This is a genomic window from Nocardia sp. NPDC004718, from assembly GCF_053601535.1.
Genome location: NZ_JBSGCA010000062.1, coordinates 1 through 21,601 on the forward strand (window position 1 = coordinate 1; position 21,601 = coordinate 21,601).

At 65.4% G+C, this 21,601-nt stretch carries 23 protein-coding genes and 1 pseudogene; 8 read left to right on the forward strand and 16 right to left on the reverse strand.

Annotation, left to right across the window (positions count from 1 at the left end):
• Nucleotides 1-155: 155 nt before the first annotated feature.
• From ACWEH3_RS31055 to ACWEH3_RS31085, 7 genes are all read right to left on the reverse strand, one after another.
• Nucleotides 156-353 carry a hypothetical protein gene (locus ACWEH3_RS31055; protein WP_450023870.1) on the reverse strand — a complete coding sequence of 66 codons (198 nt, stop codon included), beginning with the start codon at nt 351-353 and terminating at the stop codon, nt 156-158.
• A 306-nt stretch (nt 354-659) separates the two neighbouring features.
• Nucleotides 660-1,235: a GNAT family N-acetyltransferase gene (locus ACWEH3_RS31060; RefSeq protein WP_450023866.1), complete on the reverse strand. Its 576-nt coding sequence runs from the start codon at nt 1,233-1,235 to the stop codon at nt 660-662.
• A complete protein-coding gene (locus tag ACWEH3_RS31065) occupies nt 1,232-2,200 on the reverse strand; it encodes an ABC transporter substrate-binding protein (protein ID WP_450023864.1) in 969 nt (322 codons plus the stop codon). The genes ACWEH3_RS31060 and ACWEH3_RS31065 overlap by 4 nt, the downstream gene beginning before the upstream one ends.
• Before the next feature lie 31 nt (nt 2,201-2,231).
• Nucleotides 2,232-3,314, reverse strand: a complete 1,083-nt coding sequence (locus ACWEH3_RS31070; RefSeq protein ID WP_450023862.1) for a FecCD family ABC transporter permease — start codon at nt 3,312-3,314, stop codon at nt 2,232-2,234.
• Entirely contained in the window at nt 3,311-4,120 is an 810-nt protein-coding gene (locus tag ACWEH3_RS31075; RefSeq protein WP_450023860.1) for an ABC transporter ATP-binding protein, read from the reverse strand. Before ACWEH3_RS31075 ends, ACWEH3_RS31070 begins: the two co-directional genes overlap by 4 nt.
• Nucleotides 4,121-4,429: 309 nt before the next feature.
• Nucleotides 4,430-5,740 carry an MFS transporter gene (locus ACWEH3_RS31080; RefSeq protein ID WP_450023858.1) on the reverse strand — a complete coding sequence of 437 codons (1,311 nt, stop codon included), beginning with the start codon at nt 5,738-5,740 and terminating at the stop codon, nt 4,430-4,432.
• On the reverse strand, nt 5,737-5,928 hold the full coding sequence (locus ACWEH3_RS31085) for a hypothetical protein (RefSeq protein ID WP_450023856.1): 192 nt from the start codon (nt 5,926-5,928) through the stop codon (nt 5,737-5,739). The genes ACWEH3_RS31080 and ACWEH3_RS31085 overlap by 4 nt, the downstream gene beginning before the upstream one ends.
• 371 nt (nt 5,929-6,299) lie before the next feature.
• Between ACWEH3_RS31085 and ACWEH3_RS31090 the strand changes: the two genes are divergently transcribed.
• Entirely contained in the window at nt 6,300-6,749 is a 450-nt protein-coding gene (locus tag ACWEH3_RS31090; protein WP_450023854.1) for a hypothetical protein, read from the forward strand.
• Nucleotides 6,750-6,943: 194 nt separating this feature from the next.
• Here the strand turns inward: ACWEH3_RS31090 and ACWEH3_RS31095 are convergent, their stop codons facing one another.
• The 4 genes from ACWEH3_RS31095 to ACWEH3_RS31110 all read right to left on the reverse strand — a co-directional run bounded on the left by ACWEH3_RS31095 (nt 6,944) and on the right by ACWEH3_RS31110 (nt 9,692).
• Nucleotides 6,944-7,579, reverse strand: a complete 636-nt coding sequence (locus tag ACWEH3_RS31095) for a LysE family translocator (RefSeq protein WP_450023852.1) — start codon at nt 7,577-7,579, stop codon at nt 6,944-6,946.
• A 315-nt stretch (nt 7,580-7,894) separates the two neighbouring features.
• A complete protein-coding gene (locus tag ACWEH3_RS31100; protein ID WP_452358441.1) occupies nt 7,895-8,659 on the reverse strand; it encodes a hypothetical protein in 765 nt (254 codons plus the stop codon).
• Nucleotides 8,660-8,995: 336 nt separating this feature from the next.
• On the reverse strand, nt 8,996-9,181 hold the full coding sequence (locus ACWEH3_RS31105; protein WP_450023848.1) for a helix-turn-helix domain-containing protein: 186 nt from the start codon (nt 9,179-9,181) through the stop codon (nt 8,996-8,998).
• 163 nt (nt 9,182-9,344) lie between these two features.
• Nucleotides 9,345-9,692, reverse strand: coding sequence for a DoxX family protein (locus ACWEH3_RS31110; RefSeq protein WP_450023846.1), 348 nt, complete (start codon nt 9,690-9,692; stop codon nt 9,345-9,347).
• A gap of 95 nt (nt 9,693-9,787) precedes the next feature.
• Between ACWEH3_RS31110 and ACWEH3_RS31115 the strand changes: the two genes are divergently transcribed.
• The 3 genes from ACWEH3_RS31115 (at nt 9,788) to ACWEH3_RS31125 (ending at nt 13,608) form a co-directional block, all read left to right on the forward strand.
• The gene (locus ACWEH3_RS31115; RefSeq protein WP_450023844.1) at nt 9,788-10,234 is read left to right on the forward strand and encodes a MarR family winged helix-turn-helix transcriptional regulator; all 447 of its coding nucleotides are present in this window, start codon (nt 9,788-9,790) and stop codon (nt 10,232-10,234) included.
• A 616-nt stretch (nt 10,235-10,850) separates the two neighbouring features.
• On the forward strand, nt 10,851-11,456 hold the full coding sequence (locus ACWEH3_RS31120; protein WP_450023842.1) for a DNA-binding domain-containing protein: 606 nt from the start codon (nt 10,851-10,853) through the stop codon (nt 11,454-11,456).
• 667 nt (nt 11,457-12,123) lie between these two features.
• Entirely contained in the window at nt 12,124-13,608 is a 1,485-nt protein-coding gene (locus tag ACWEH3_RS31125; protein WP_452358442.1) for an alpha/beta hydrolase, read from the forward strand.
• 363 nt (nt 13,609-13,971) lie between these two features.
• Here the strand turns inward: ACWEH3_RS31125 and ACWEH3_RS31130 are convergent, their stop codons facing one another.
• A complete protein-coding gene (locus tag ACWEH3_RS31130) occupies nt 13,972-14,688 on the reverse strand; it encodes a TetR/AcrR family transcriptional regulator (RefSeq protein WP_450023838.1) in 717 nt (238 codons plus the stop codon).
• Nucleotides 14,689-14,794: 106 nt separating this feature from the next.
• Between ACWEH3_RS31130 and ACWEH3_RS31135 the strand changes: the two genes are divergently transcribed.
• A complete protein-coding gene (locus ACWEH3_RS31135; protein WP_450023836.1) occupies nt 14,795-15,496 on the forward strand; it encodes an NAD(P)-dependent oxidoreductase in 702 nt (233 codons plus the stop codon).
• Nucleotides 15,497-16,148: 652 nt separating this feature from the next.
• Here the strand turns inward: ACWEH3_RS31135 and ACWEH3_RS31140 are convergent.
• From ACWEH3_RS31140 to ACWEH3_RS31150, 3 genes and pseudogenes are all read right to left on the reverse strand, one after another.
• Nucleotides 16,149-16,364, reverse strand: a complete 216-nt coding sequence (locus tag ACWEH3_RS31140) for a hypothetical protein (RefSeq protein WP_450023834.1) — start codon at nt 16,362-16,364, stop codon at nt 16,149-16,151.
• Nucleotides 16,361-16,991, reverse strand: a pseudogene (locus ACWEH3_RS31145) (recombinase family protein). The gene ACWEH3_RS31140 and the pseudogene ACWEH3_RS31145 overlap by 4 nt, the downstream one beginning before the upstream one ends.
• A 130-nt stretch (nt 16,992-17,121) precedes the next feature.
• On the reverse strand, nt 17,122-17,715 hold the full coding sequence (locus ACWEH3_RS31150) for a TetR family transcriptional regulator (protein WP_450023832.1): 594 nt from the start codon (nt 17,713-17,715) through the stop codon (nt 17,122-17,124).
• Nucleotides 17,716-17,813: 98 nt separating this feature from the next.
• Here ACWEH3_RS31150 and ACWEH3_RS31155 point away from each other — a divergent pair, with 98 nt between their 5' ends.
• The 3 genes from ACWEH3_RS31155 to ACWEH3_RS31165 are packed head-to-tail and all read left to right on the forward strand — an operon-like array spanning nt 17,814 to nt 19,356.
• Nucleotides 17,814-18,239, forward strand: coding sequence for a nuclear transport factor 2 family protein (locus ACWEH3_RS31155; RefSeq protein WP_450023830.1), 426 nt, complete (start codon nt 17,814-17,816; stop codon nt 18,237-18,239).
• Nucleotides 18,236-19,075 carry an NmrA family NAD(P)-binding protein gene (locus ACWEH3_RS31160; RefSeq protein ID WP_450023828.1) on the forward strand — a complete coding sequence of 280 codons (840 nt, stop codon included), beginning with the start codon at nt 18,236-18,238 and terminating at the stop codon, nt 19,073-19,075. The genes ACWEH3_RS31155 and ACWEH3_RS31160 overlap by 4 nt, the downstream gene beginning before the upstream one ends.
• Nucleotides 19,072-19,356: a hypothetical protein gene (locus tag ACWEH3_RS31165; protein ID WP_450023826.1), complete on the forward strand. Its 285-nt coding sequence runs from the start codon at nt 19,072-19,074 to the stop codon at nt 19,354-19,356. Before ACWEH3_RS31160 ends, ACWEH3_RS31165 begins: the two co-directional genes overlap by 4 nt.
• A gap of 923 nt (nt 19,357-20,279) precedes the next feature.
• Here ACWEH3_RS31165 and ACWEH3_RS31170 read toward each other — a convergent pair.
• Nucleotides 20,280-21,386, reverse strand: coding sequence for a hypothetical protein (locus tag ACWEH3_RS31170; protein ID WP_452358443.1), 1,107 nt, complete (start codon nt 21,384-21,386; stop codon nt 20,280-20,282).
• Nucleotides 21,387-21,601 lie beyond the last annotated feature (215 nt).

Here is a 21,601-nt window from a genome sequence, read left to right on the forward strand (position 1 = left end):
CGGATGCGGGGAAACCCCGCCTGTCCGGTTCGGGAAGAGGCCGTCGGAAAAGGACCCGAGCCACGGGCACCTCGTCGGCGGCCCACTTCACTCGGGCTGGAGGCCGCTGGAAAAGGAACCGTCCCAGCAGAAACCTCGCAAGCGGCCTACCAGTGCTATCTGGCGCGTGCGCGCCAGATAGCTTCGGCGTAGGTGGCTGATCGGTCGCGGACGACGACCTCGACGCCGGGGTTGTCACGCAGCCACGCTCCGAGCATGTCAGACTTGCGGTCGGTCAGGACATCGATCCGTTCCGTCGACAACCGCAGTATGACGAGACATCGACGCTGGTAGAGCTCGAGCAGGCCAGGCACCTGTTGACGAAAGGCCCGGCGGCACAGCGGCGTCGGACAGACCAGCCGCCGAACCCGCCCGACCACCGGACAGCCGTCGATCGGCGGATCCACCCCTGTCCGGTGGTGGTAGCTGTGGATCTTCGCTGACGCCGCGCTGCAACGAGCGCACCGCCGGACCCGGCGCTGTCCTGGCCCGCGCCCCGATCCGCGACCCTCATCGCCAACAGCGTCGACGACCAGTGTCGACAAGCGCGAGAAAGCAAGCCCGACAGCAACATACACTACACCCATCGAGGCATCGTGTCGGCAGACCTTCACGTTGCGTCACCGAAGCGAGCCAGAACCGTCTCTCCGACACTCGCCGAGGCGAGTCAGGGGGATTTCCAGGTGAACGGTCTGGAATCCGGGGTCGGGCTGGCGTGCGTCGTGGATGATCTTTCCGAAGGTTACCCAGAAATCGAGGGCGCCTGGGGTTCTGGCGTCTGTGTGTAAATACAGCCGTTCGAACTGCGGTGTGGCGGAGACGTAGTCGATCGCTGCGTTGACCAGGTGTGTGGCTAGGCCGTGCCGGTGGTGTTCGGGACGGACGTAGACGCGGAATAGCTGTGCGGTGCTGTGGTCGGGGAACTGATGGGCCAGCCACGCCGGGTGTGGTGGGTGGCGAGGGCCTTGGGCGCGGATCGCGGTGGTGGCGACGATGCGGCCCTCGTGCTCGGCGACCCAGAGCCGGTTGAGCGGGTGGTGCAGATAGGCGGTTTCCGGGTCGATGACGTCGTGGTGGTGTTCGGGCAGGTAGCCGATGCCGAACACTTTGTAGAAGGTGTCGAGCATGACGCTGCGGGCACCGGGGAGATCCTTCGGGCGAGCCACGCGCAGCCGGTAGTCGGTGGCGGCGTTCACCGCTGTGCTCCGAGTTCGCGGTCGAGCGCTTCCAGGCCCTCGACGGCGACCGGTCCGGGGCCGGTGTAGCCGAACGGGACGGCGATGATTCGGTTGGTGCGGATCGCGCGCAGCCCGGCCAGTTCGGGGCGCTCGCGTAGGGCGTTGCGGGCCGATTCCGGGGTCTGGGTGCCCTGGGTGAGCAGGATGATCACCTCGGGGTCGCGTTGGATGAGAGTTTCGGTGTTGGCGTCGAAGTTGCGCTTGGCGACGTCGCCGAAGGCATTGTCCAACCCGAGGATTCGCATTTGGGTAGCGACGGTGCTGGTGCTGCCGTAGGCGCTGAGCTTGGCGCCGTCGCGCGAGGTGATAAGCGCCGCGGCGGGCCGGGCTATCCGCTCGGCGCGGTGGCGGTCCGCGACCGCTGCTACGCGTTGTTTCAAGGCGGTGACTTCGGTGTTGGCCGCCGCGGACGTGCCGAACAGTCGGCCGTACAGCTCGATGTCGGCGAAAATGTCGTCGTAGTTGCCCCCGGCATCACGGCAGTAGCCGTGGGTCACCAGCAGCGGGATGCGCACCCGTGCCAGATCGTCTGGTGTGATCGCGGCGCCCTCGAAGCTCACGACCAGGTCGGGGGTGCGGTTGATGATCTCTTCGCGCGCGAGTTCGCCGGTGGGGGCAGTGATTTCGATGCCCTTCAGCGCGTCGGCGTATTGGCCAGGGAAGGGCGCGGTTTCGAAGGTTCGGGTGACGATGCGGTCGGCGGCGCCCGCGGCCGCGATGAGCGGGGCTGCGACGGAGCCGACCGTTACCACGCGTTGGGGCGCGGTGGTGAAGGTGACGTCGCGGCCGCAGCTGGCGATCGTTATCGGAAAGCCTTCCGATGCCTCAACGGTGGCGGGGGCGGGGCTGCCGCAGCCGGTGAGTAGCGCCGCGGTGAGCAGCGCGACAGGTAAGGGTGCCAGCCGGGTGAGACCTATGGACACGAGGATCGGTATTCCTCTCTACAGAGTTTTTTCAGGTGGGTGAGTGCCGGAACCGGCGGATGAGCACTAGCAGCAGCGGCGCACCGACGACGGCGGTGACGATTCCCAGCGGCAGTTCGCGGGGGGCGAACACCACGCGGGCCGCGACGTCGGCGACGACCAGGAACAGTGCGCCCAGTACTGCCGAGAGCGGGATCAGTCTGCGATGCGTCCCGCCTCCGCACAGGCGGGCGACGTGCGGCACGATCAGGCCGACGAAGCCGATCGCGCCGGCGACCGCGACGACCGCCCCGATGGCGAGCGCGACGACGCCCGACGCGAGCATTCGGAGCCGGACCGGGGACAGGCCCAGCGCGCGTGCGGTGTCGTCACCCGCGGCGAGCACGTCCAATCTGGCCGCCAGCAGCAGCAGCGAACCGACCGTGGCCGCGGTGACCAGCGCGGTGGTGGCCACCGACGACCAGCCAGCCGAGCTGAGCGAACCGAGCAGCCAGAACAACACCGTCCGGGCGCCTTCCTGATTGTCGGAGGCGAAGATCAGGAAACTGGTGGCCGCGGAAAATAGGTAGCCGATGGTGACCCCGCCCAGCAGGAGCCGCAGCGAGGTCATCTGCCCGTTGACTCTGGCGATGGCGAACAGCAGGACCGTCGCGGCCAGCGCACCGGCGAACGCGCTTGCCGCCAGCGTGCTCGCGGTCGCCGCGGTGACGCCGAACAGCAGCGACACCGCCGCGCCGGTCGAGGCGCCGGAGGTGACGCCGAGTATGTGCGGGTCGGCGAGCACGTTGCGTACCAAGGTTTGCAGCACCGCTCCCGCGACTGCCAGCGCCGCGCCGACCATGGCCCCGAGCAGCACGCGCGGCACGCGCACCAGCCAGACGATGGAATCCTGGGCTGGTGTCCAGTCCGCCACCATAGGCGTTTCGAAGAGGTGGTGGGCGATGATGCGCGCGACGGTGCCGGGTGGCACCCACACCGGGCCGAGCCCGGTGGCCACGATCAGCACCGCGGCCAGCGTGGCGCCGAGCCCGCCCAGCCACAGCACGGTCGTCGCGCGGTGGCGCGCGTGGTCCAGATCGTCGGCGTCCTCGGTGCGGGGCAAGGTCCCGGTCATCGAACAGCCGCCTTTGCGGAATCCAGGAACTCGACGGGCGGTCCCGCGTCGCGTGGGCCGAACAGCAGTTGAATCGCGCCGAAGGCGGCCGACATGTGGACGGAGACGCCGTAGACGGGTTGGAGGATGCTCGGAGTGAGCACTTCCTCCACCGGACCGGCGGCGGCCACCCGGCCTCGGTGCAGGAGCACCAGACGATCGCAATAGCGGGCGGCCAGATTCAGATCATGCAGCACTACCAGCGTGGTGGTGGTCGTCAGATCCCCTATCAGGCCGAGTAATTCGTGTTGGTAGCCGATGTCGAGATGGTTCGTCGGTTCATCCAGAAGCAGGTGGTCGGCTTGTTGCGCCAGGGCTCGGGCGATGAGCACCCGCTGGCGTTCGCCGCCGGAGAGCGCGGTGTAAGGGCGATCGGCCAGGTGACGGGCTCCGACACGAACCAGCGCCGCCGCAGCGGCGATACGGTCGGCGCGGGAGTAGCCTTGCAGCGCACTGGCCCACGGGGCGCGGCCGAGCAACACTGTCTCGGCGACGGTGATCGGTGTCTCGGCGGGCGACTCCTGCGCGACGACGGCCAGTTGCGCCGCCAGCGTCCGGCCGCGCAGTACCTCGACCGGAGTGTCGTCGATGGTCACCACACCAGACCGGGGCCGCAGCGCGCGGTAGAGCAGGCGCAGCAGCGTGGATTTGCCCGAGCCGTTGGGCCCGATCAAGCCGACGGTGGTGCCGGGTTCGGCGATCAGTCCGACTCCGTCGAGCACGATCTGACCGCCATAGGAGAAGCTGACATCGGTAACCGTGATCATCGGATCTTCATCTCAGAAGCGTGCCGGGGCGGAGTCGTCCGATCCGGCGGGGTGAGCCGCAATGTGCGGTGCGCAGTGGCCGCTGCGGTGAGTCGGCGCAGGCATGCTGTGCAACTGTGATCTTCATGGGCAGCGCCAGATCGGTGTCGTCCAGCAGAATGATGGTCGTTGTGCCGCTGTGTGTGACGACCACACCTACCGCACCCAGCTCCCTGGGCGGCACTGATGGTCGCGTCCAGATGCGGCTGCGATCGCAACACGGTGCTAGCACGTTTTCACTGAGCAGGACCGGACCTTGATCGTGAAAAGTCATCGGGAGTAATCGCCTTTCGCCGTGCGACTCGGCGTCGCGTCGATCGGTCGGGGTTGCGATATGGTGGCCTCGGGCAGGCTGCCGCGCTTGCGCAACAGCAGCACGGCGACGGCGGACAGCGATCCGACGCCCGCGCACAGGAGGGCGGGCTGCCAGGTCAGTGGTCCGCCCGCATGGTCGACGGCTACGCCGACGACGGTGGTGGCCACCACGGTGAACACGCCGGAGGCGAGATAGAATGCGCCGAAGTAGGTGCCGGTCAGGTGCGGTCCGCTGAAGCGGGGAATGGCCTCGTTCACGAACGGCTGCACGGCCATCACACCGAGCGCGAGCGCCACCGCGGCCGCCACGACCGGCGCGACTCGCGCCGCGACGGCGATCGGACCGTCGCCGCCCGGCGACAGGACGACTCGCGCGGCGGGCGGGACGAGAAATGCCGTGCCCAGCACCGCCATCCCCAGCGCCATCGCCGAGCCACGATCTGTGTGTCGGGACAGCATCCTGGTGATGGGAACCTGTAGGGCCACCACCGCTATCGTCTCGACGACGAACAGCGCCGCCACCGCCGCGGGGCCGGCGGAAGACCCGGCGAGTTCCTGCACCTGCAGGGTGAACAGGAAATAGATCTGGCTCTGCAGGGCGAACATGCCCATGAGCGCGAGCGCGAAAGCCCAGAACCGGCGATCGGCGAACACCCGGGCGATATCCGCGCGCAGTGCGGTGTCCCTGGGCGGTGTGGGCCGGGCGGGCAGCAGGATCAGCTGAGCGATGGTCAATCCGGCGAAGACGGTGGCCGCGGCCGCCGCGGTCAACCGGAACCCGGCCCCTACCAGCAGCGTCCCGACAACCGGGCCCAAGGCCGAGCCCGTATTGCCGAAGATGTTGAACAGGGCGAACGCGTCGGCTGCCCGGTCGCCGCTGTCGCGGGCGATGTAGGCGCGCACCGCCGGGTTGAACAGCGCGCCAGCGAATCCGGTGAGCACCGACGCGAGTAGCGCCGCAGGCAGTGAGCCGCCGACGGCGAACAGCGCGAACCCCGCTGCCCGGATGCTCGCGCCGACGATGATCACTCCCCGCGCGCCGAGACGATCCGAAGCCGAACCCCCGACCAGGAACAGCCCTTGCTGACTGAGATTTCGCACGCCGAGCACCACGCCGACCACCGCCGCCGACAGCGCAAGATCGGTGCGCAGATATTCGGCCAGGAACGGCACCAGCATGAAAAACCCGATGTTGCCGACGAGCTGGTTGACCAGCAGCAAGCGCACCGAGAGCGGGAACGTGCCGAACAGCCCCAGCCCCCTCATGCGGCCGCTCGCACGCGCCGCACCCCGAGTCCGGGCCCGGCCGGTCGGCGCAGCGTGCCGTCCACACCGCCCAGCCCTGTCCACGAGTCGTCGGCCAGCAACAGATGACCGTCCAGATCCACCCAGTGCGCCCTGATCAACCGGGCAGCGGCGGCGATGCTCAGTGAGCTGCGAGCCTGGCACCCCATCAGCGCCGGCAGCCCGCGCGCCCCCGGCCCAGTCGAGAATCTTTCGCACCGCGTCAAGCTGCCGCACTCGGCGCGTTCTCATCGAGCCCGACCCAGCTCCCAACCCTCAGCAGATGTCTCACAAACCCTCCAAGCTCAAGCACCAAATAACGATAACCATTCCCAGTAATAATGGGAAGCTCCTTCTATGACCACTTGACGCAGGCCAGGGTTCGTGCGAGTCGACTTCGGCTCTGAGGCGCGTCGTTTTCGCCCGGAGCGACAGTGGACCCACCTTCACCACGATCGATTGGGGCGCCGATGGCGCCAGGAAACCGGCGAATATCCACGCAAGCTCGGCCACTTGCCGTGGCCATGACTTGTAGCGTTGAATGGCGGTGATTTCAATCGCCTTGCACCTGTTCGGCTGGCGCGGCTTCGCCGCCGCGCTGTGTATCATGCTCAGCGGCGTGATCATCGGCGGCGCCTACCTGTTCTTCACCCAGTACCTCCAGCTGGTCCAGGGGCTTTCCTCGCTTCAAGCCGGACTGTGGCTGCTGCCGCTGGCCGACGCGGTGTCGCCCGAGGTGCCCGGCCCGCTGTCCGACGACGCCCGCGACACAGTCACCGGGGTCGTCGCCGCGGCGTCCGAACTGCCCCGAGCCTGGCCGACCCGCTGGTCGCGGCGGCCCGCGCGGCGTGCACATCCGGCTTCACCGCCACCGCCACCGCCACCGGCGCGATCGGCGCGGTCACGCTTATCAAGCGACCCGGCGGCGAGCCGGTGCTGGCGGACGGGGACCGGTACGCCACAAAATGAAAATCAATTTGTGGACACTTGAACTCGGCTCTGACCCCGCCCGAATGACGATGTTGGGCCCGTCCGCGGATGCCATCAATCGACTTGTCGCGATGCTGAACCGGCTCGGCGCCGCCGCAGTGATAGCACCCCGCGTCGAGCGTCGAAGCCGAGGAAATTTGTGCGCCGTGTGCGACCTGGTCATCATCACGCCGTAAGAAGCTGGCACGTCGGCCGCTAATAATTGCCGCTCAGTGCGACGCTCGCGCCGAGGCCGATGATCATGAGCCCACCGGTACCGCCCACTGCCTCGAGACGGCGTGGGGAGCGCACGAACCACGCACGGGCCGTACCGGCCAGCAACGCCCAACTGCTATTCGAAACAAACTGAATAGCCAGGCAGACCGCGCCCAGGAGGAGCAATTGTATGGGTAGGGCGCCTGCCTCGGGGACGGCGAACTGGGGTAGCACTGCGCCGAGGAGTACATATGCCTTCGGGTTGGTCGCTCCGACGACGAATCCTTGACGCACGATCCGGCCTGCGGCCGGCTTTTCCGCAGCCGATTCCAGCGCGGCGGCCATCTGTTTGCGATCGTGAATCGCCATGACGCCCAGATAGATCAGATAGGCCGCGCCCACGAACTTGATGACGGTGAACAGGATTGCCGATGCGGCCAGAATCGTGCCGAGGCCCAGAACAACAACTGTCAAAGGCACAGTCGATCCCAGTGTCGCACCGAGCACCGACAGCAATGCTGGGCGGCGGCCCAGCGTGAACGCCCGTCCGATGGCGAACAGCACATTCGGACCAGGGATCGCCACGATGACCAGTGCGGCGAAAGCGAAGGCTGCGAGATGGGAAGCGGGCACCATCCCAGCAGCGTAATACTCTGGCGGTAGGTGTGTCGCGAAGACTTCGCGCTGCTGGGGAGTGCCGCCTCAGTGCAGGATGCGGATCCATCGACGGGTGTCGGCGAAGGCATCGTTGTCTGCTGCGGTCTTCGGTCGCGGCCAACTCTCTGGCGAACCCGCCTTCCGGACACATCCCACCTTCGCCAGTTGGTCAGGCGATGACGAAGCGTGGCCCGGCAGAAAGCCTGCGGCCCTAGCTTGCTCACCGAGGCCGAATCCTTGCGCAGGATGGCGATGACGAACGACATCGATAGGGAAGCGGAGTCGATGAACAGCTTACTGAACTTGGTGGCGGTAGCTTACTTGTCGGCTTCGGCCCGGCCATGAAATCCGCTGTGCGTAGTACGCGGCGGCCTTGGGGCTTGTCTGTTGGATGAGTGGGAGCACCCTGGCATGAACCTCGGTGAACGCCGCTCCCTGACTCGGCCAGACGAGGGCGTCGTCGAGCGCGTGACCGAACTCGTGGAGTGCGGTGTCAGCGCTTCCCGAGCGCTTGCCACCCACCAGCATCGCACGGTGTCTGGAGTCATACGCACCGCCGACATCGTTACAGGTGGCGCCATCAGGCCAACCGCGGGGCTTGTCGACTCTCACTGCCGCCGACCATTCCGGATGGCCCATGTCCAACAGGTTGGTCTCAGCGAGCCAGATTCCGCCGTGAGGTCGTGTTCTCATGTGGTCTGCGACGATGCGGTGCATCTTCTCTGGTAGCGAGGCCAACGAACGAGCATATTCGCGGGCCAGGAAGGAGCGGTCGGTGTGATACCAGTCCCCGTAGATGCTCTCGAGAAGCTTATCCGCCGGGGTGATCAGAACCTCGTCTTCCGGCAGGTCATCGTCCCCCGCCGAGTGCGGTGTGAGTTCATCGGCGCGGCGCGGGTGAGTGCTCTCCGTCTGGGAGTGGCCGGTTCTCGCTCGGAGGGAGCGGGCGTTGTCGGCGTCACCCGTGAGGTGCTTGCCGGTTGTGTCCCTCGCGTGCGCGGTGCCCGTCTTGATCCGTTCCGTGACTGCGTTGCCTACCTCTGGGACCTTTACACCCATTCGTCGGGCAGTCTGCTTCAGTAGCCGGGTGATGGCGTTATCCATTGCGGGTTACAGCCCTCGCCGGGCAGGGTCTCACCATGCCCGTCACACGCTGCGGCCGCCCGGACCCGGGATCGCGGAGGCAGGCCACAACCACAGACCACTCACTCATCACATCCAGGCCTACTCTTGCAGCCCACACCGCTCGCCGCGCACACCGTTCGACAGCGAACCCTTTCCCGCCATCGGGAAAACTCCCACATCCTAGAACAAGAACCGACCGGTTGCGTCAAGGAGCTCCCCATGGCGAAACAATGCCGGAAACAACCTGTTCGACACCGGAACTCCCGCCGGTCAGGCCGTGGCGGTCTCGGCGCGCAGGTAGGCGTAAACGGTTTCACGGCTCACGCCGAACTGCTCGGCCAGCGCTGTTTTCAATTTCCCGCCGGCGGCGCGGGCGCATAGCCGGTCGGCCTGCTCGGCGGTGAGGGCCGGTTTGCGGCCGATGTAGGCGCCGCGGGCCTTGGTGTAGGAGTCCACCTCGGAACAGCAGCCCTGCCCACCGGATGGACCGCACGCTGACAAGTCCTATCGGCGAGATGCCGAAGCCGCGATCGCCCCGGCGAGACGGCGACAGCTGCAGGCCCGGGCACTAGCGGAAGTTTGTCAGCTACCGGACACCTCGACTTGCTTCGTTCGAGAGCTAACTCGCCACGCGTAGCGCAAGGGCGGCCGCGGCCACGAAGAAGAAGATCACTGATGCGGGGCTGTTTTTCCAGTCTCGCCCGCGCATGTGTGTGCCGAACGCGCCGAGGAAGTAGAGCACCACGCCGACGGCTGCTGCCGTGCCGATCGGGCTGCGGAACACGCCTACCAAAAGCCCGACTGCGCCTGCCAATTCGAGTCCGGCCAGCATCGGGAACATCTTCACCGGTACGCCCAGCCCGGTGAGTCGGCTGGTGACCTTCTCCTCGCGAATCAGTTTGGCTCGTGCCGAGTCGGTCAGTACGAAGGCGAGCAAGACAGCGGTTACGACGTAAGCGACGTACACAGGTCACCTCAACAGCTTCGATTTTCAGATACCAATGATATAAGCTACCAGATCGTTGAAATTATTCAATGATTATTTTTCGGATACGATGAGGCATGCTCGACGATCGCTTGGGTTGGGTGTTGGCACAGCGCGCGCGGGCGGCAAGCAGCCTGATCAGCAAGGCGTGCGAGGACTACGGCAGGAAACCTCCACACGCCCAGATACTGACATTGCTCAGTCGTGAGGGTGCGCTCAGCCAGCAGCGGCTGCTCGAGGACATGGGTGTGGACCCGAGCGTGTTGGTGACGCTACTGAACGACCTCGAACACGATGGCTTGGCACTGCGCCGTCGCGATCTGAGCGACCGGCGCAGGCACATCGTCGACATCACCGAACGCGGAGCAGCTTGGCTTGCCGAGTTCGATCGCGTCATCGAGGTGTCCGAGCGTGAAGTGTTCGCAGCACTGGACGCCGACGAGCGCGCCACCCTCCGCCACCTTCTCGAGCGCCTGCGATTCGACACCGGCTGCGCCGAGGCCGATACCGACCAAACCGGTTGACGAACCGGCACAGCTGACCCTCTCACCCGGGACGACCCCCACCCCGGTAAGACACTGATGCGAACATCGAATTGCGCTCGGCCATCGTCAGGTGCTGAGTGCGTCGCCGTGGTGGGGCCGGTGAACTCCTCCGGTTTGAGCGAGAAACCTCCGCACATGCTGCAACGGCAGCCCGAGCGCCCGGGCAATCGAGCTGAACGATTCACCAGCCCGCCACCGGCGCCACACCTCGTCCTGACAGCAGCAGACATCCCGCACCTAAGCCTCCACGCCGAAATGATTATCCCCGCGGTGATGCAGTGATCCGTCGAGCCCAAGATCGGTTCTCGAACACTCGCGCCATCGGGCGGTGTGGTCCGGTGTCAATGTTCGAACTCCTCTGTACCATTGTCCTGGGGGTGCGGCTCTGTTTGCAGTGGACTTCGAACATCGGCCTGTCGGAAACTCGCCTGCACTACTGTGCTTTTCGTTCGAAGTCGTGTGCACGAGAGAGCATTGGCATGTCCGACGATACGGCCAAGGCCGTGGACCGCGGTGTGGTCACCGCAGTAAGTCGCACTGGCAGTCGGCGGTGCACCGAGCGGAGGTGATCGGCCGCCTTGCGCACAACGATCGGGTGAGTGTTGCTGCCGCCGACGAAGCCGGAGCAGAGCTGGGCTTGAAACGTCGGCAGGTGTATGCGCTGGTGAAACGGTGGCGGTCCGGGGACGGCCTGGCCTCGGATCTGCTGCCGGGCACGTCGAGCGGCGGACGCGGTGGTGAGCGACTGCCCGATGAGGTGGAATGGATCGTCCGGAAGGTGCTGCGGACGAGGTATCTGACGCGGCAGCGTCGTTCGGTGGCGGCGATCTGCCGGGAGATGACCCACAAGTGCAGGGCCAAGGGCCTGCGACCGCCGTCCCGGTCGGCGGTGGTACGGCGGATCGGCCGGCTGGACCAGGCGAAGGTGGTCACCGCGCGGGAAGGGGCCGACGCAGCTCGCTCGCGTCGGGCATCGGGCGGTTCCGCGCCGCTGGTGGAAGGGCTGCTGGAGCGGGTGCAGATCGATCACACCCCGGCGGATGTGATCGTGGTTGACGAGCTGCACCGGTTGCCGATCGGCCGGCCGTATGTGACCGCGGCGATCGACGAGGGATCGAAACTATCGGGGCGCTGGAGAAGGTGCGCGAGGAATACCTCGAAGGCGCCAGCATCGCCGCTCTGGCCCGCCGCCACCAAGTGAGCCGGTCGCGATCCGCACCGCTGTCGCCGACCCTCTGCCCGGCCGCCCCGAACAACCCGCACCCGCTGGTGTCGACGAACCGCACCCGATCCGAATCGAGATGCCGGGCAAGATCGCCCGCCACCTCACCGGCCACAGCGGCGACCTCGGTGAAACCGAGCGCCCCCTGCGACACGGCCAGTAAATACGCCGCGGCCAAGGCTATAGCCTGCACATTACCGCCCCGCCACACGTCCACCAGGCGCTACTGGCCGCCGCCGAAACAATCGGTGAAAGCGCGTCTGCCGCCGATCGCAAGGCGTATCGGATCTACCGGGATTGACTGCACAACGCGACAACATGATGATTATGAGCGGGTGCCGGGGGTGTACCCCAGCGCCACAGCCACCTCGATCAATGGTTGACTGCCGCAAGGTAGTCGGATCTGCGCTTGCCGATGGCACTGTCGCCCAAGGGACTGATACACCGCCGGCGAGGGCTTTGAGCGGGCGCCAATCTGCATTCGGCCGGGGAGGCACTTCGCCGAAGCCAGCTCGGGTGAATCGGTGCCGGGTTCGTGGCGTGTAGGCTTGGGGCCTCTGGAAGTCGCAGTGTGCGGAGTTCGGGGCAGATACAGCGAAGGGCGTAGGCGCGAGTTTTGATGCCGATATGGTGGGTTCGATGGCTCGTGCTGGGGATCATGCTGGCGGTCACTCTGCCTGCGGGACCGGTGAACGCCGATCCGGCCGATGACATCACCGGCGGGTTGGAGCGGTTCTATCACCAGCAGTTGGACTGGCAGCCTTGCGCTGACACGGTTCTCGACGGTGCTGGAGCACAGTGCGCAGGCATCGTCGTCCCGCTCGACTATAGCCGTCCGGACTACCGGACGCTGACTGTGACGATTTCGCGGATCCCGGCTACGGATCCGGCCCATCGGCGGGGAATCATGCTGTCCAATCCGGGCGGACCCGGCGGTCCGGGCCTTCGCATGATGGCCGGTGCCGGGCAGGCGTTCACACCGGACGTGCGTGCCCGCTACGACCTCATCGGCATGGACCCGCGTGGAATCGGCCGATCCGACCGGGTGAGCTGTGCGTTGCCGCTGCCCACCATGTTGTTCTCGGCCGGTTTCGACGTCTTCGGGTACGCGCGGGATGCCGCCCTGGCCGCCGCCCTGGCCGCTTCCTGTCTAGCATCTGATCCGGAGAAGGCCCGGTACATCACCACCCGCAACACGGCCCGGGACATGGATGTCATCCGCGGTGCGTTCGGTGAACGCACGCTCAACTATTACGGCGGCTCCTACGGTACCTATCTGGGAGCGGTGTACACGCAGATGTTCCCCCAGCACAGTGACCGTATCGTGCTCGACAGCGCGATCGATCCCGACCGCGCATGGATAGGCATGTTCCAGGACATGGGCGCGGCCAACGAGGCCGGACTCGACGACTGGGCGACTTGGGCCGCCCGCCACAACGGCGACTACCACTTCGGCAGCAGCCGAGCACAGGTCCGGGCCTTTGTCGAGGACATGATCCGCCGCGCCGCCGGGCATCCGATCTTCGCCAACGGCTACCTCATCGATGAACACACCGTGCCGATGATGCTGTTGGCGCTGCTGCTGAACCCGAAACTGAACACCGACCTCGCCGAAGTCGTCCGCGTCATCGCCGACGGAGTATCGGGACTGCCCATCAACATGGAACTACTGAAGACGAAGATCAGCGGCGCCGTTCCATTGGAGACCCCGGGGATGGCCGCGGTCCTATGCGGCGACAAGGCCGCACCTCGAGATCCGGGGTGGTACTACCGCAACATCGAAGGTGCCCGGGCGATCCAACCGGTGTTCGGCGCCTTCGCCAACAACATCACCGCCTGCGCCTACTGGCCGGACCCAGTCGAACCCCCGACCCGAGTGCACAACCCCACACAAGCGCTGATCGTGCACGCAACCCGCGACACCCGCACCGCCTACCCGCAAGGCGTTGCGATGCACCAGGCCCTGACAGCCTCACGACTGGTCACCTTGGCAGACACCCGCATCCACGGCACCTTCCGCCCAGGCATGAGCCCCTGCCTCAACGACATCGTCAACACCTATTTCCGCGACGGCACCCTCCCCGCCACCGACCTCACCTGCCAACCCGACCCCAGCTACTTCCCTGAATAGCTACAAGTTTTTGTCGGCATTCTTCGGATACCCGTCACGGAGAAGAACCGGGGAATGTGTGCGGCAGCCGGCTCCGGCGGCGGCCGCAGTGTCATGATCGTCAACGAACTGGACCGCGACCTACGGAACTCGCTCGACCAGCAGGACGCAGCGGCGGTGCGCACCGCGCTGACGCATTTCATGACCAAGATCCAGCGCCAGCCCCAACGCCGCCCGGTTCGGCCGCGGTTCGGATTGTTCTCGCCGCGGTGTTCCGTTGGCAGATCGGCTTACGGAACACTGGAGGGGCCGCGCGGCGGCCCGCAGTTAGTGCCTCGCCCAGATACATCGTCGCGGTAAATCGGATGTTTCGAATCGAAACTGCTAGATTGTGGGCGGTTCCAGGCCGAACGAGCGGATCAGAGCACCTACCTCGTTGCGGTAGAGCTTGTCCGGGTTGATCGTCTGTGCACCGAGACTGCCGCGAATCTCCAGCGAAACGAGGCCGTGCAGGTGGCCCCAGATGCGCAGGGCGACCGCGATCACCGCCGGCGGGAGATTTGGGAACTCTGCGCGGACCTTCTCCACCAGAGCTGGGTCGAAGTCCGACCATTCGAATCCGTAGTCGGTGTAAAGTGATCGGGCCGAAGGCCAGGCGCCCGCAGCCAGTTCGGTGAGCCCGACGCACACCCGATGTTCAGCCTCCGGTGCCGCACCACCCTCCGGTGGCTGATAACCGGGCACCGGATCGCCGTAGATGAGCCGGAACCCGTCGTGATTCGCCAGTGACCATTCGCGAAATGCGCGGGCCCACGCCATGATTCGCCCGGCCGCGTCGTCGGGCGCGCGGGTGTCGCGGGCGGCGATCACTGAATCAGCCAACTCGCCGTAGACGTCCCGGATCAGGACCGTCACCAGGTCGTCGCGGGTGCTGAAGTAGCTGTAGACGGCATTGGCCGTCATCCCCATCGCTCGAGCGATGGCGCGCAGCGTGATCGCTCCGGGGCCGCCCTCGGCCATGAGCCGCAGGGCGACCTCCTTGATCTCCGCCGCTGTCTCGGTACGGCGACGTTCCCGCCTGGTCGGTGTCGCAGTAGCCACCACGCGACAATACCTCAGTGTGAGGAAGTTTTATGTTGCGCTATAACTGCACGCCGTATAGTTTTATCACAGCGTATCTCGCGCTTCCGATACCTCAGGAGGAAACATGTTCATCGGCGTCATCGGTGCGACCGGCAATATCGGGCAGCGTGTGGTCGCCGAGGCCCTATCCCGCGGTCACCATGTCCGGGCCTTCACCCGCGACACTGCCGCTGCCGACGCCGCACACCAGAATCTGACCTGGGCGAATCTCGACATCTTCGACAGCGAAGCCGTCGCCGCCCAGCTCCCCGGCCTCGATGTGCTCGTCAGCTGCTACCAACCCGGCAACGCCGCCAAGGATTTCGACGACACTGTCACCCGCTCCATCGCCGATCCGACCGTCTACGCGACGGCCGCCCGCACCCTGCTGAAAGCCCTGGAAACCCATCCTCGCACTCGGCTCATCGTGGTAGGCGGCGCAGGCAGCCTCGAACTCGAGCCCGGCCGAGTGGGGGCGGACGACGACCATCAGCTCCACCGGGATCTCGAAGGTCTCGGTCTACCAGCCGATTACGCGGTTGCCGTGCGCGGGCACCGGGACGCCTTGAACGTGCTGCGAGTCTCGAACCGCCGCTGGACCTACTTCAGCCCGGCCGAACTGATCGCACCGGGCGAGCGCACCGGGCGCTTCCGCATCGGCGAGGACAAGCGCATAGTCGACGCCGACGGTCACAGCCGCATCTCTATCGAGGACGCCGCGGTTGCCCTACTCGACGAAGCCGAACTTCCCCGTTTCGTGCAACGCCGATTCACGGTCGGCTACTAGCGTTGTCGGGCGTGCTGGAGCCGACCGCAGATCTGTTCATCACTATGCGCGCGGGGAGATTCGAGTCTGCTGGATCTGGCGCACGGGTGCGGGCCGAAAGCAGGTACCGTGCGGGCCGGGCTGATCAGCCGCCGCTGAAGGGGAGCCGGCTGGCCATGTTCAGCTTGACCTCCCGATAAGGCAGCACGTGAGACCAGAACAGCGGGATCAGGCCGCGCTCGTCACGTTGACATAGACCAGGGTGTGGCAGATCCGCAGGCACAGCACACTCATCTCCTGCTCGTCGCGCCGGTTCGACGCGATCTCGGCAGTCTTGCTGTAGTAGATGACCGAGTTCGCGCCGTTTCAGAGCTCGACCACTCGAAAACTGGCGTTCAGGGGCTTGGTTCGGGTTCGGCGGTGATTTTGGTAAGGATCCGTGCCACCGAGGTATAAGAATAACGGCCGGTGGCTATTAGCGTGGTCGTAGTGGTCGGGTTTTCTTCACTGGCCACGGGTTGGCCAGTTCCTCTGGTGCTGTAGGGCTTTGATCCATCGTTGGGCGATGCGGTGGGGCACGTCGTAGTGGCGTGCGACCTTGGTAATGGATCCCAAACGCCAGTAGGTGACCTCGAAATCGAAAGGTCGCGGCGCGGTTACGGGGCCCTGCCGGTTAAGCCAGGGGTGCCGGGTCCGGTGATCGGGGTGCGGCCGCAGTGTGGATCAGGTCCGCGAAATCCAGCTCGGCCAAGGCCTGGAAACCTGCTCCCCGGACGTGGGGTGGGGTGCAGACCGTGACCAGGTGGGTACCAGTGGCATCGACGTGCACGACGGCGGCCAGGGGGGTGTGCCCGGTGTCGGTGATCGTGAGGGTGAAGGTGTCGCTCATGGGGTTGCGCTCGCTGGGTCGGTGCGGATGTGGCGGTAGATGGTCATGGGGGTGAATCCGCAAGTGGAGGCGATCTCGGCCATGGCGAATGTATTCGAGTCGTACATGCGCTGGGCCCGCTCGACCAGTACGGGAATCATTTTGGGTGTGCGGCCGCCGATGCGGCCGCGGGCCGGCGCGGCGGCCAGGCCCGCAGCGGTGCGTTCGGCGATCAGTGCAGCTTCGTATTCGGCCATGAGCGCGAACATGCCGAACACCAACTTGCCTTGGCCGGTGGTGGTGTCGACGATCCCGTTGGTCAGCGACCGCACCCCGACCCCGCGGTCCTGGAGGCCGACGACGATGTCGATCAGATCGCGCAGATTGCGACCGCGTCGGTCGATCCTCCACGATCAGGGTGTCGCCGGGGCGGAGATGTTTCAGGCATGCTTGCCACTGCGGCCGGTCCGCGCGGATGCCCGAGGCGTGGTCGGTGTAGATCTTCAGGCAGTCCTCGGCGGCGAGGGCATCGAGTTGGCTTGCGGGTTCTGGTCGGCGGTGGACACCTGCGCGTACCCGATCTTGTGTCCATAACGTGGAGACACTATCCCAAGCCACCGGCGGGACACGGTTTCGCGGGGTGTCCATGTGGTGGATTTTGCGAGACTCCGTCCTGGGAGAACGCCGTTCTGTCCAAGATTGTAGTGGTTTATCACAGGCGGTCGTTTGCGAGCCCGGCCTGTTAGAAGTCGCCTGATGCTTGATCAGGGCTCGGCAATCACCCCGGTACGGAGGGAGAGCCCAGGATTCTGGTGGCGAAGTTCGCCAGCTGCGCCCGTATTTTTTCGCGTGGTATGCGCTCTTGTCCGGCCAGTTGTTCGACGAGGTCGGCTCGGATGGCGGCGAGCAGGGCGTGGGCGGTGAAGTCGTTGTCGGGCAGGCCGGGGATCTGCTCCAGTACGGTCTGGAGCAGGTTGTGCCATCGCACGTAATGCTCGGCCTGGTATGGGCTGCTGCTCCCGCTTTCCTCCAGGGCCAGCGCGAGACGGCGGTTGTCGAGTTTGAAGCACAGGACGGCGTCGAGCAGCGCGAGTACGCGCTGGCGCGGTGGGGTGGCGGGCCCCAAGGGTGGGGGGCCGGTTTCGACGGCGTCCCTGATCGGTTCGAGTTGTGCCTCGTACAGCGCCCGGAGCAGCCCGGCACGGTCACCGAAGGCCCGGAAGAGTGTGGCCTTGCCGACGCCGGCCGCTGCTGCGACGTCAGCCATGGTGACGTCGTCAGGGCTCTGGCTGCGCGCGAAGAGGGCGTCCGCGGCCGCCAGGACGGCCGCGCGGTTACGGGCGGCGTCCTTACGGGGCTTGCGCTCGGTCATGCGGTTCCTTCAGTTGCAAAAACGGACCCGTGGTCCGTATTGTTGAAATCGGACCCCGGGTCCGGATTATATGAGATGTCTATGAGATGGAGGAACCCATGTCCACACCGACTTCTCCGGCGGATCTCTATCGCCACGGCCTGAGGCTGCTATTGGACAAGAACATCGCCGGCTGGGTGGGCCTGTGGGCCGAGGATGGCATCATGGAGTTCCCCTTCGCTCCACCGGGCTGGCCCGAGCGGCTGGAGGGCAAGGATGCCATCGCCGCCTACATGCGGCACTACCCCGACCACATCGATCTGCACGACTTCCCGGATCTGCGGATCCGCCAGACCACCGATCCGGGGACCATCGTGGTCGAAATGCGCGGCGTCGGCCGTCTGGTGCAGACCGACGCTCCCTTCGATATGACCTATATCGCCGTCGTCACGGTTCAGCACGGGCGCATCGCCTCCTATCGTGACTACTGGAATCCCCTGGCCGTCCTCGAACCCGGCACCGACTTCACCGGGAGCAGCCGATGACCACCACCGGCACCACTTTGGTCATCGGTGCCAGCGGCACCACCGGCAGCCGCACCACGGCACAGCTGACAGCCGCCGGTCGCCGTGTCAGAGCGGCCAGCCGTCAGGCCACCCCGTTCCCCGGAGCCGAGCCGGTCCACTTCGACTGGTACGACCGCGCCACCCACACTGCCGCACTCGACGGCGTCGACCGCGTCTACCTGATACCACCGGTGGGCGAGTCCGACCCGGCGGCGATCATGCTGCCTTTCCTCAAGCGAGCCCGCGCCGGTGGCGTGCACCGCGCGGTGCTGCTGAGTTCCTCGGCCATACCCGAGGGCGGCCCTGCGGTGGGAATGGTGCACCAGGCTCTGCCCGATCTATTCGAACAGTGGGCGGTGCTGCGGCCCTCGTGGTTCATGCAGAACTTCACCGGCACACATGCGCACGCGCACAGCATCCGTGAAGACGGCATCATCTGGACCGCGACCGGGAGCGGCCGGGTCGGCTTCATCGACGCCGAGGACATCGCGGCCGTCGCCGTCCACGCTCTGACCGACCGGCAAGCCCCCAATACCGACCTCGTCCTCACGGGGCCTGAGACCCTCAGCTACGACGATGTCGCCGCGATCGTCACGGAAGTCACCGGTCGACCTGTGACCCACCGCAGTCTGTCCTATGAGCAATTGCACGATCGCCTCACGGCGCTGGTCCCGGTGGAGTTCGCCGCCATGCTGGCCGGCATGGACCGTGCCATCGCCGAAGGGGTCGAGGACCGCGTCACCGACACCGTCCAGCGCCTTACCGGCCGCCCCCCACGCACCTTCCGCGCCCTCTGTGAAAAGGAGATGTCATGAATCAGCTGATGTTCCCAGACGAAGGCATGGCCCGCATCGCCTTCCTCCTCCTGGCGCTGTTCGCGGAGAGGGAACCTACCTTCACCGCCGAACGCGCCGCCCGCGCCTTCACCGAATCCAAAGGCCGCCACATCGGCCGACCACCCGGCTGGCCCGACGACAAGATCGACTACACCCGCTCCGCGAGCAGGGAAACAGCCTCGGCGAGATCGCGAGCAAGACCGACATCCCGAAGGGATCATTACACCGCTACCTCACACCGATCGCCCGAACAGGCGTGACCTGGCCGCTACCTGGTCGAACTGCGCTTCATGTACCGGTGACACGATCGTTAACGGCACGTTTCCGTGGGTTCACGCTGACTGACGGACTTTCAGCGGGAGCCCACGGTATTGCCCTGTGCGGCACGGGGAGTCGTGGTTCGTCGCTGAGCGGGTACTCGGCGACGGCCGTGCAGCGGGCGGCGGTGTTGTGGGAGATGCCAAAGACCAGTGTCAGGTGCAGCGGGTCGGGGCCGGTGGTGAGAGCCTCGTGGAGGATGCGATGGCGACGGACCCGGTCGACGGTGCAGCCGCTCAGCTGCATGCGCGGGCTCATGGTCCTCTGGCTGATCGGCGCGGTGCCGTGAACTGTCTTCGGGCCGACCACGGCCTCACCCAGGACACTGCCACTGCGCGGACGGGATATCAAGACCGAACGCGAAACTGGGGTGCGGGTTAGAATCGTGTTACCAGCCGCAAAACGAGGAATCGGGATGTGACAACAGTTTGCGGTGTGGTTTCCGACCGTGGCGCGGAGGTTGACCAGCATGAGTTGATCGACCGCATGAAATCGAGAGCAGCGAGAGACAGGGCTGCCTCCGCGCGGAACGACCCCGACTTCCTCCCGTTCGGCTGATGAGGGGCCGGGGTCACTACCTATCTGCGGTTGCCGCACCCCGGTGTTGAGGACTCGGGCGCGGCAGAACCCATTTGATCACGAATTCTGTTGCGTGACAGGAAGTTTGAAACAAGTTAAATCGATTGTGAGTGTAACGCTGTAGGACAGTCGGTTCGGTGCGCCAGACACGGGCGGAAGCTCAGAGATTGCCTGTTTAACTCACGTAAGAGCATGTCTCATGTGGCTGATATTCGACCAGATTGCTGGTCGATGCTTGCTGTCGGTTCGGAATCTGTGGGCCCCCTTCTTCTCGGGTAGTCGAGACTTACAGCAAATCGATCATTCTTGCGTCCGGCAAATCACTTATGCGCCCGTTGGGCACAAGATATTCCGCCAGGCCACGCTGGCCGCCCGGCGTACGTGTGTAGCCGTCGCCGGAGAAGAGTTCCCCGAGATGTTCGACATGAAAGAGCAGCCTTCGCAACTTCGCGGGATCGGCTCGTTCATCTGGAGACAGTGCACGATATCTGTCCAAAGACATATAGTCTCGGTGTGCTGGACCTGCCAGGTCAATATTTTCGAGTGGCTCAGTAACATCGGCTTGAAATATCTCGAAGGGTGTCGTCTTCAGGGCGTTGCGATGTCGCCTGATGTCGTCGACGAGCTCGGGGCGGGTCCCGGATATGAGGTCCAGCGCATTGTCCCATGTCGCCAGGGGGGCGGCACGGCCGCCGTTGAAGACCAGTAGTCGAAAGCTGTGCCCCTGCTCAATTCGCCCATGAACGTAGTGAGGGGTGAGACCGATGCGTTCCAAGGCTGTCAACAGCTCGATACCGGGCAACATCGACAATCCATCTGGTCCCATGATGAAACAGACGCTTCGTTCCGGAGAGCCCAAAACCTCGAAGTCGACTTTCTCGCGACCGCGTACTATTCGCCCACGTAGTGTACTGTCGGGCGGCAGCTCGACGTGCCGACGATCTCTGAAAGCCTGCACGTACGCCTCTGGTTCCCATCCCCGGTCGGGCCCCGAAATTCGCTGGCGCTGTCCCGATCCAAGTCCATCAGCGGGCTCGTCCTGCCCGGCTGGGCGCGCCTTCCCGAGATCGGAGGCGGCGCGCTCGACTCCTCGATCGCTCCCCGTATCGGTTCGTTCAGGATGCCGAGCCGTGCCCCGGAGGAGCTGAATCCTGCCCTCCAGCTCCTGATCGGATGTTATCTTATTCGCGTATTCGCTCGAACTCTCCGCAGACCGACGAACCAGGCCTGCCGCTGCTCCCGCGGTGTCCTCGTGGACCACGTTCTCGACGAACTTCCGTAGACCCTTCTCGATCTCCCGGTTCGGCAGCGCGGCGGCCGAACCCAGATGCGGCGCAGCGTCCCAGAGCATCGCATTCATTTTGCGCAGCAACGACGCTGACCCCCGGATCACCGCGCGACCATACCAGCCGGGCAGTGCTTTTGCAGGCTTGTTTGTACTTTTATATGTTCACCTGCTGTCAGCACGTGAGCCACTACCTCTTCCCAGGTGCCTTGCAACGAGGGGCGTTCGAGGGTTTTCTGGCGGTAGCGGTTTCGCGGCTGGGCCGGTACCGGTGGACAAAATTTTTCGGATGTCACTCCGAGAATGGTGATAGCCGCCGTTTC

Coding starts and splice junctions, on each gene's coding strand:
- ACWEH3_RS31100 (WP_452358441.1), bottom strand. CDS start 8,659: ATGGGTGTAAAGGTCCCAGAGGTAGGCAACGCAGTCACGGAACGGATC.
- ACWEH3_RS31150 (WP_450023832.1), bottom strand. CDS start 17,715: ATGACCGAGCGCAAGCCCCGTAAGGACGCCGCCCGTAACCGCGCGGCC.
- ACWEH3_RS31135 (WP_450023836.1), top strand. CDS start 14,795: ATGTTCATCGGCGTCATCGGTGCGACCGGCAATATCGGGCAGCGTGTG.
- ACWEH3_RS31075 (WP_450023860.1), bottom strand. CDS start 4,120: ATGATCACGGTTACCGATGTCAGCTTCTCCTATGGCGGTCAGATCGTG.
- ACWEH3_RS31115 (WP_450023844.1), top strand. CDS start 9,788: ATGCTCGACGATCGCTTGGGTTGGGTGTTGGCACAGCGCGCGCGGGCG.
- ACWEH3_RS31165 (WP_450023826.1), top strand. CDS start 19,072: ATGAATCAGCTGATGTTCCCAGACGAAGGCATGGCCCGCATCGCCTTC.
- ACWEH3_RS31070 (WP_450023862.1), bottom strand. CDS start 3,314: ATGACCGGGACCTTGCCCCGCACCGAGGACGCCGACGATCTGGACCAC.
- ACWEH3_RS31095 (WP_450023852.1), bottom strand. CDS start 7,579: ATGGTGCCCGCTTCCCATCTCGCAGCCTTCGCTTTCGCCGCACTGGTC.
- ACWEH3_RS31160 (WP_450023828.1), top strand. CDS start 18,236: ATGACCACCACCGGCACCACTTTGGTCATCGGTGCCAGCGGCACCACC.
- ACWEH3_RS31085 (WP_450023856.1), bottom strand. CDS start 5,928: ATGGGGTGCCAGGCTCGCAGCTCACTGAGCATCGCCGCCGCTGCCCGG.
- ACWEH3_RS31090 (WP_450023854.1), top strand. CDS start 6,300: ATGGCGGTGATTTCAATCGCCTTGCACCTGTTCGGCTGGCGCGGCTTC.
- ACWEH3_RS31080 (WP_450023858.1), bottom strand. CDS start 5,740: ATGAGGGGGCTGGGGCTGTTCGGCACGTTCCCGCTCTCGGTGCGCTTG.
- ACWEH3_RS31140 (WP_450023834.1), bottom strand. CDS start 16,364: ATGAGCGACACCTTCACCCTCACGATCACCGACACCGGGCACACCCCC.
- ACWEH3_RS31155 (WP_450023830.1), top strand. CDS start 17,814: ATGTCCACACCGACTTCTCCGGCGGATCTCTATCGCCACGGCCTGAGG.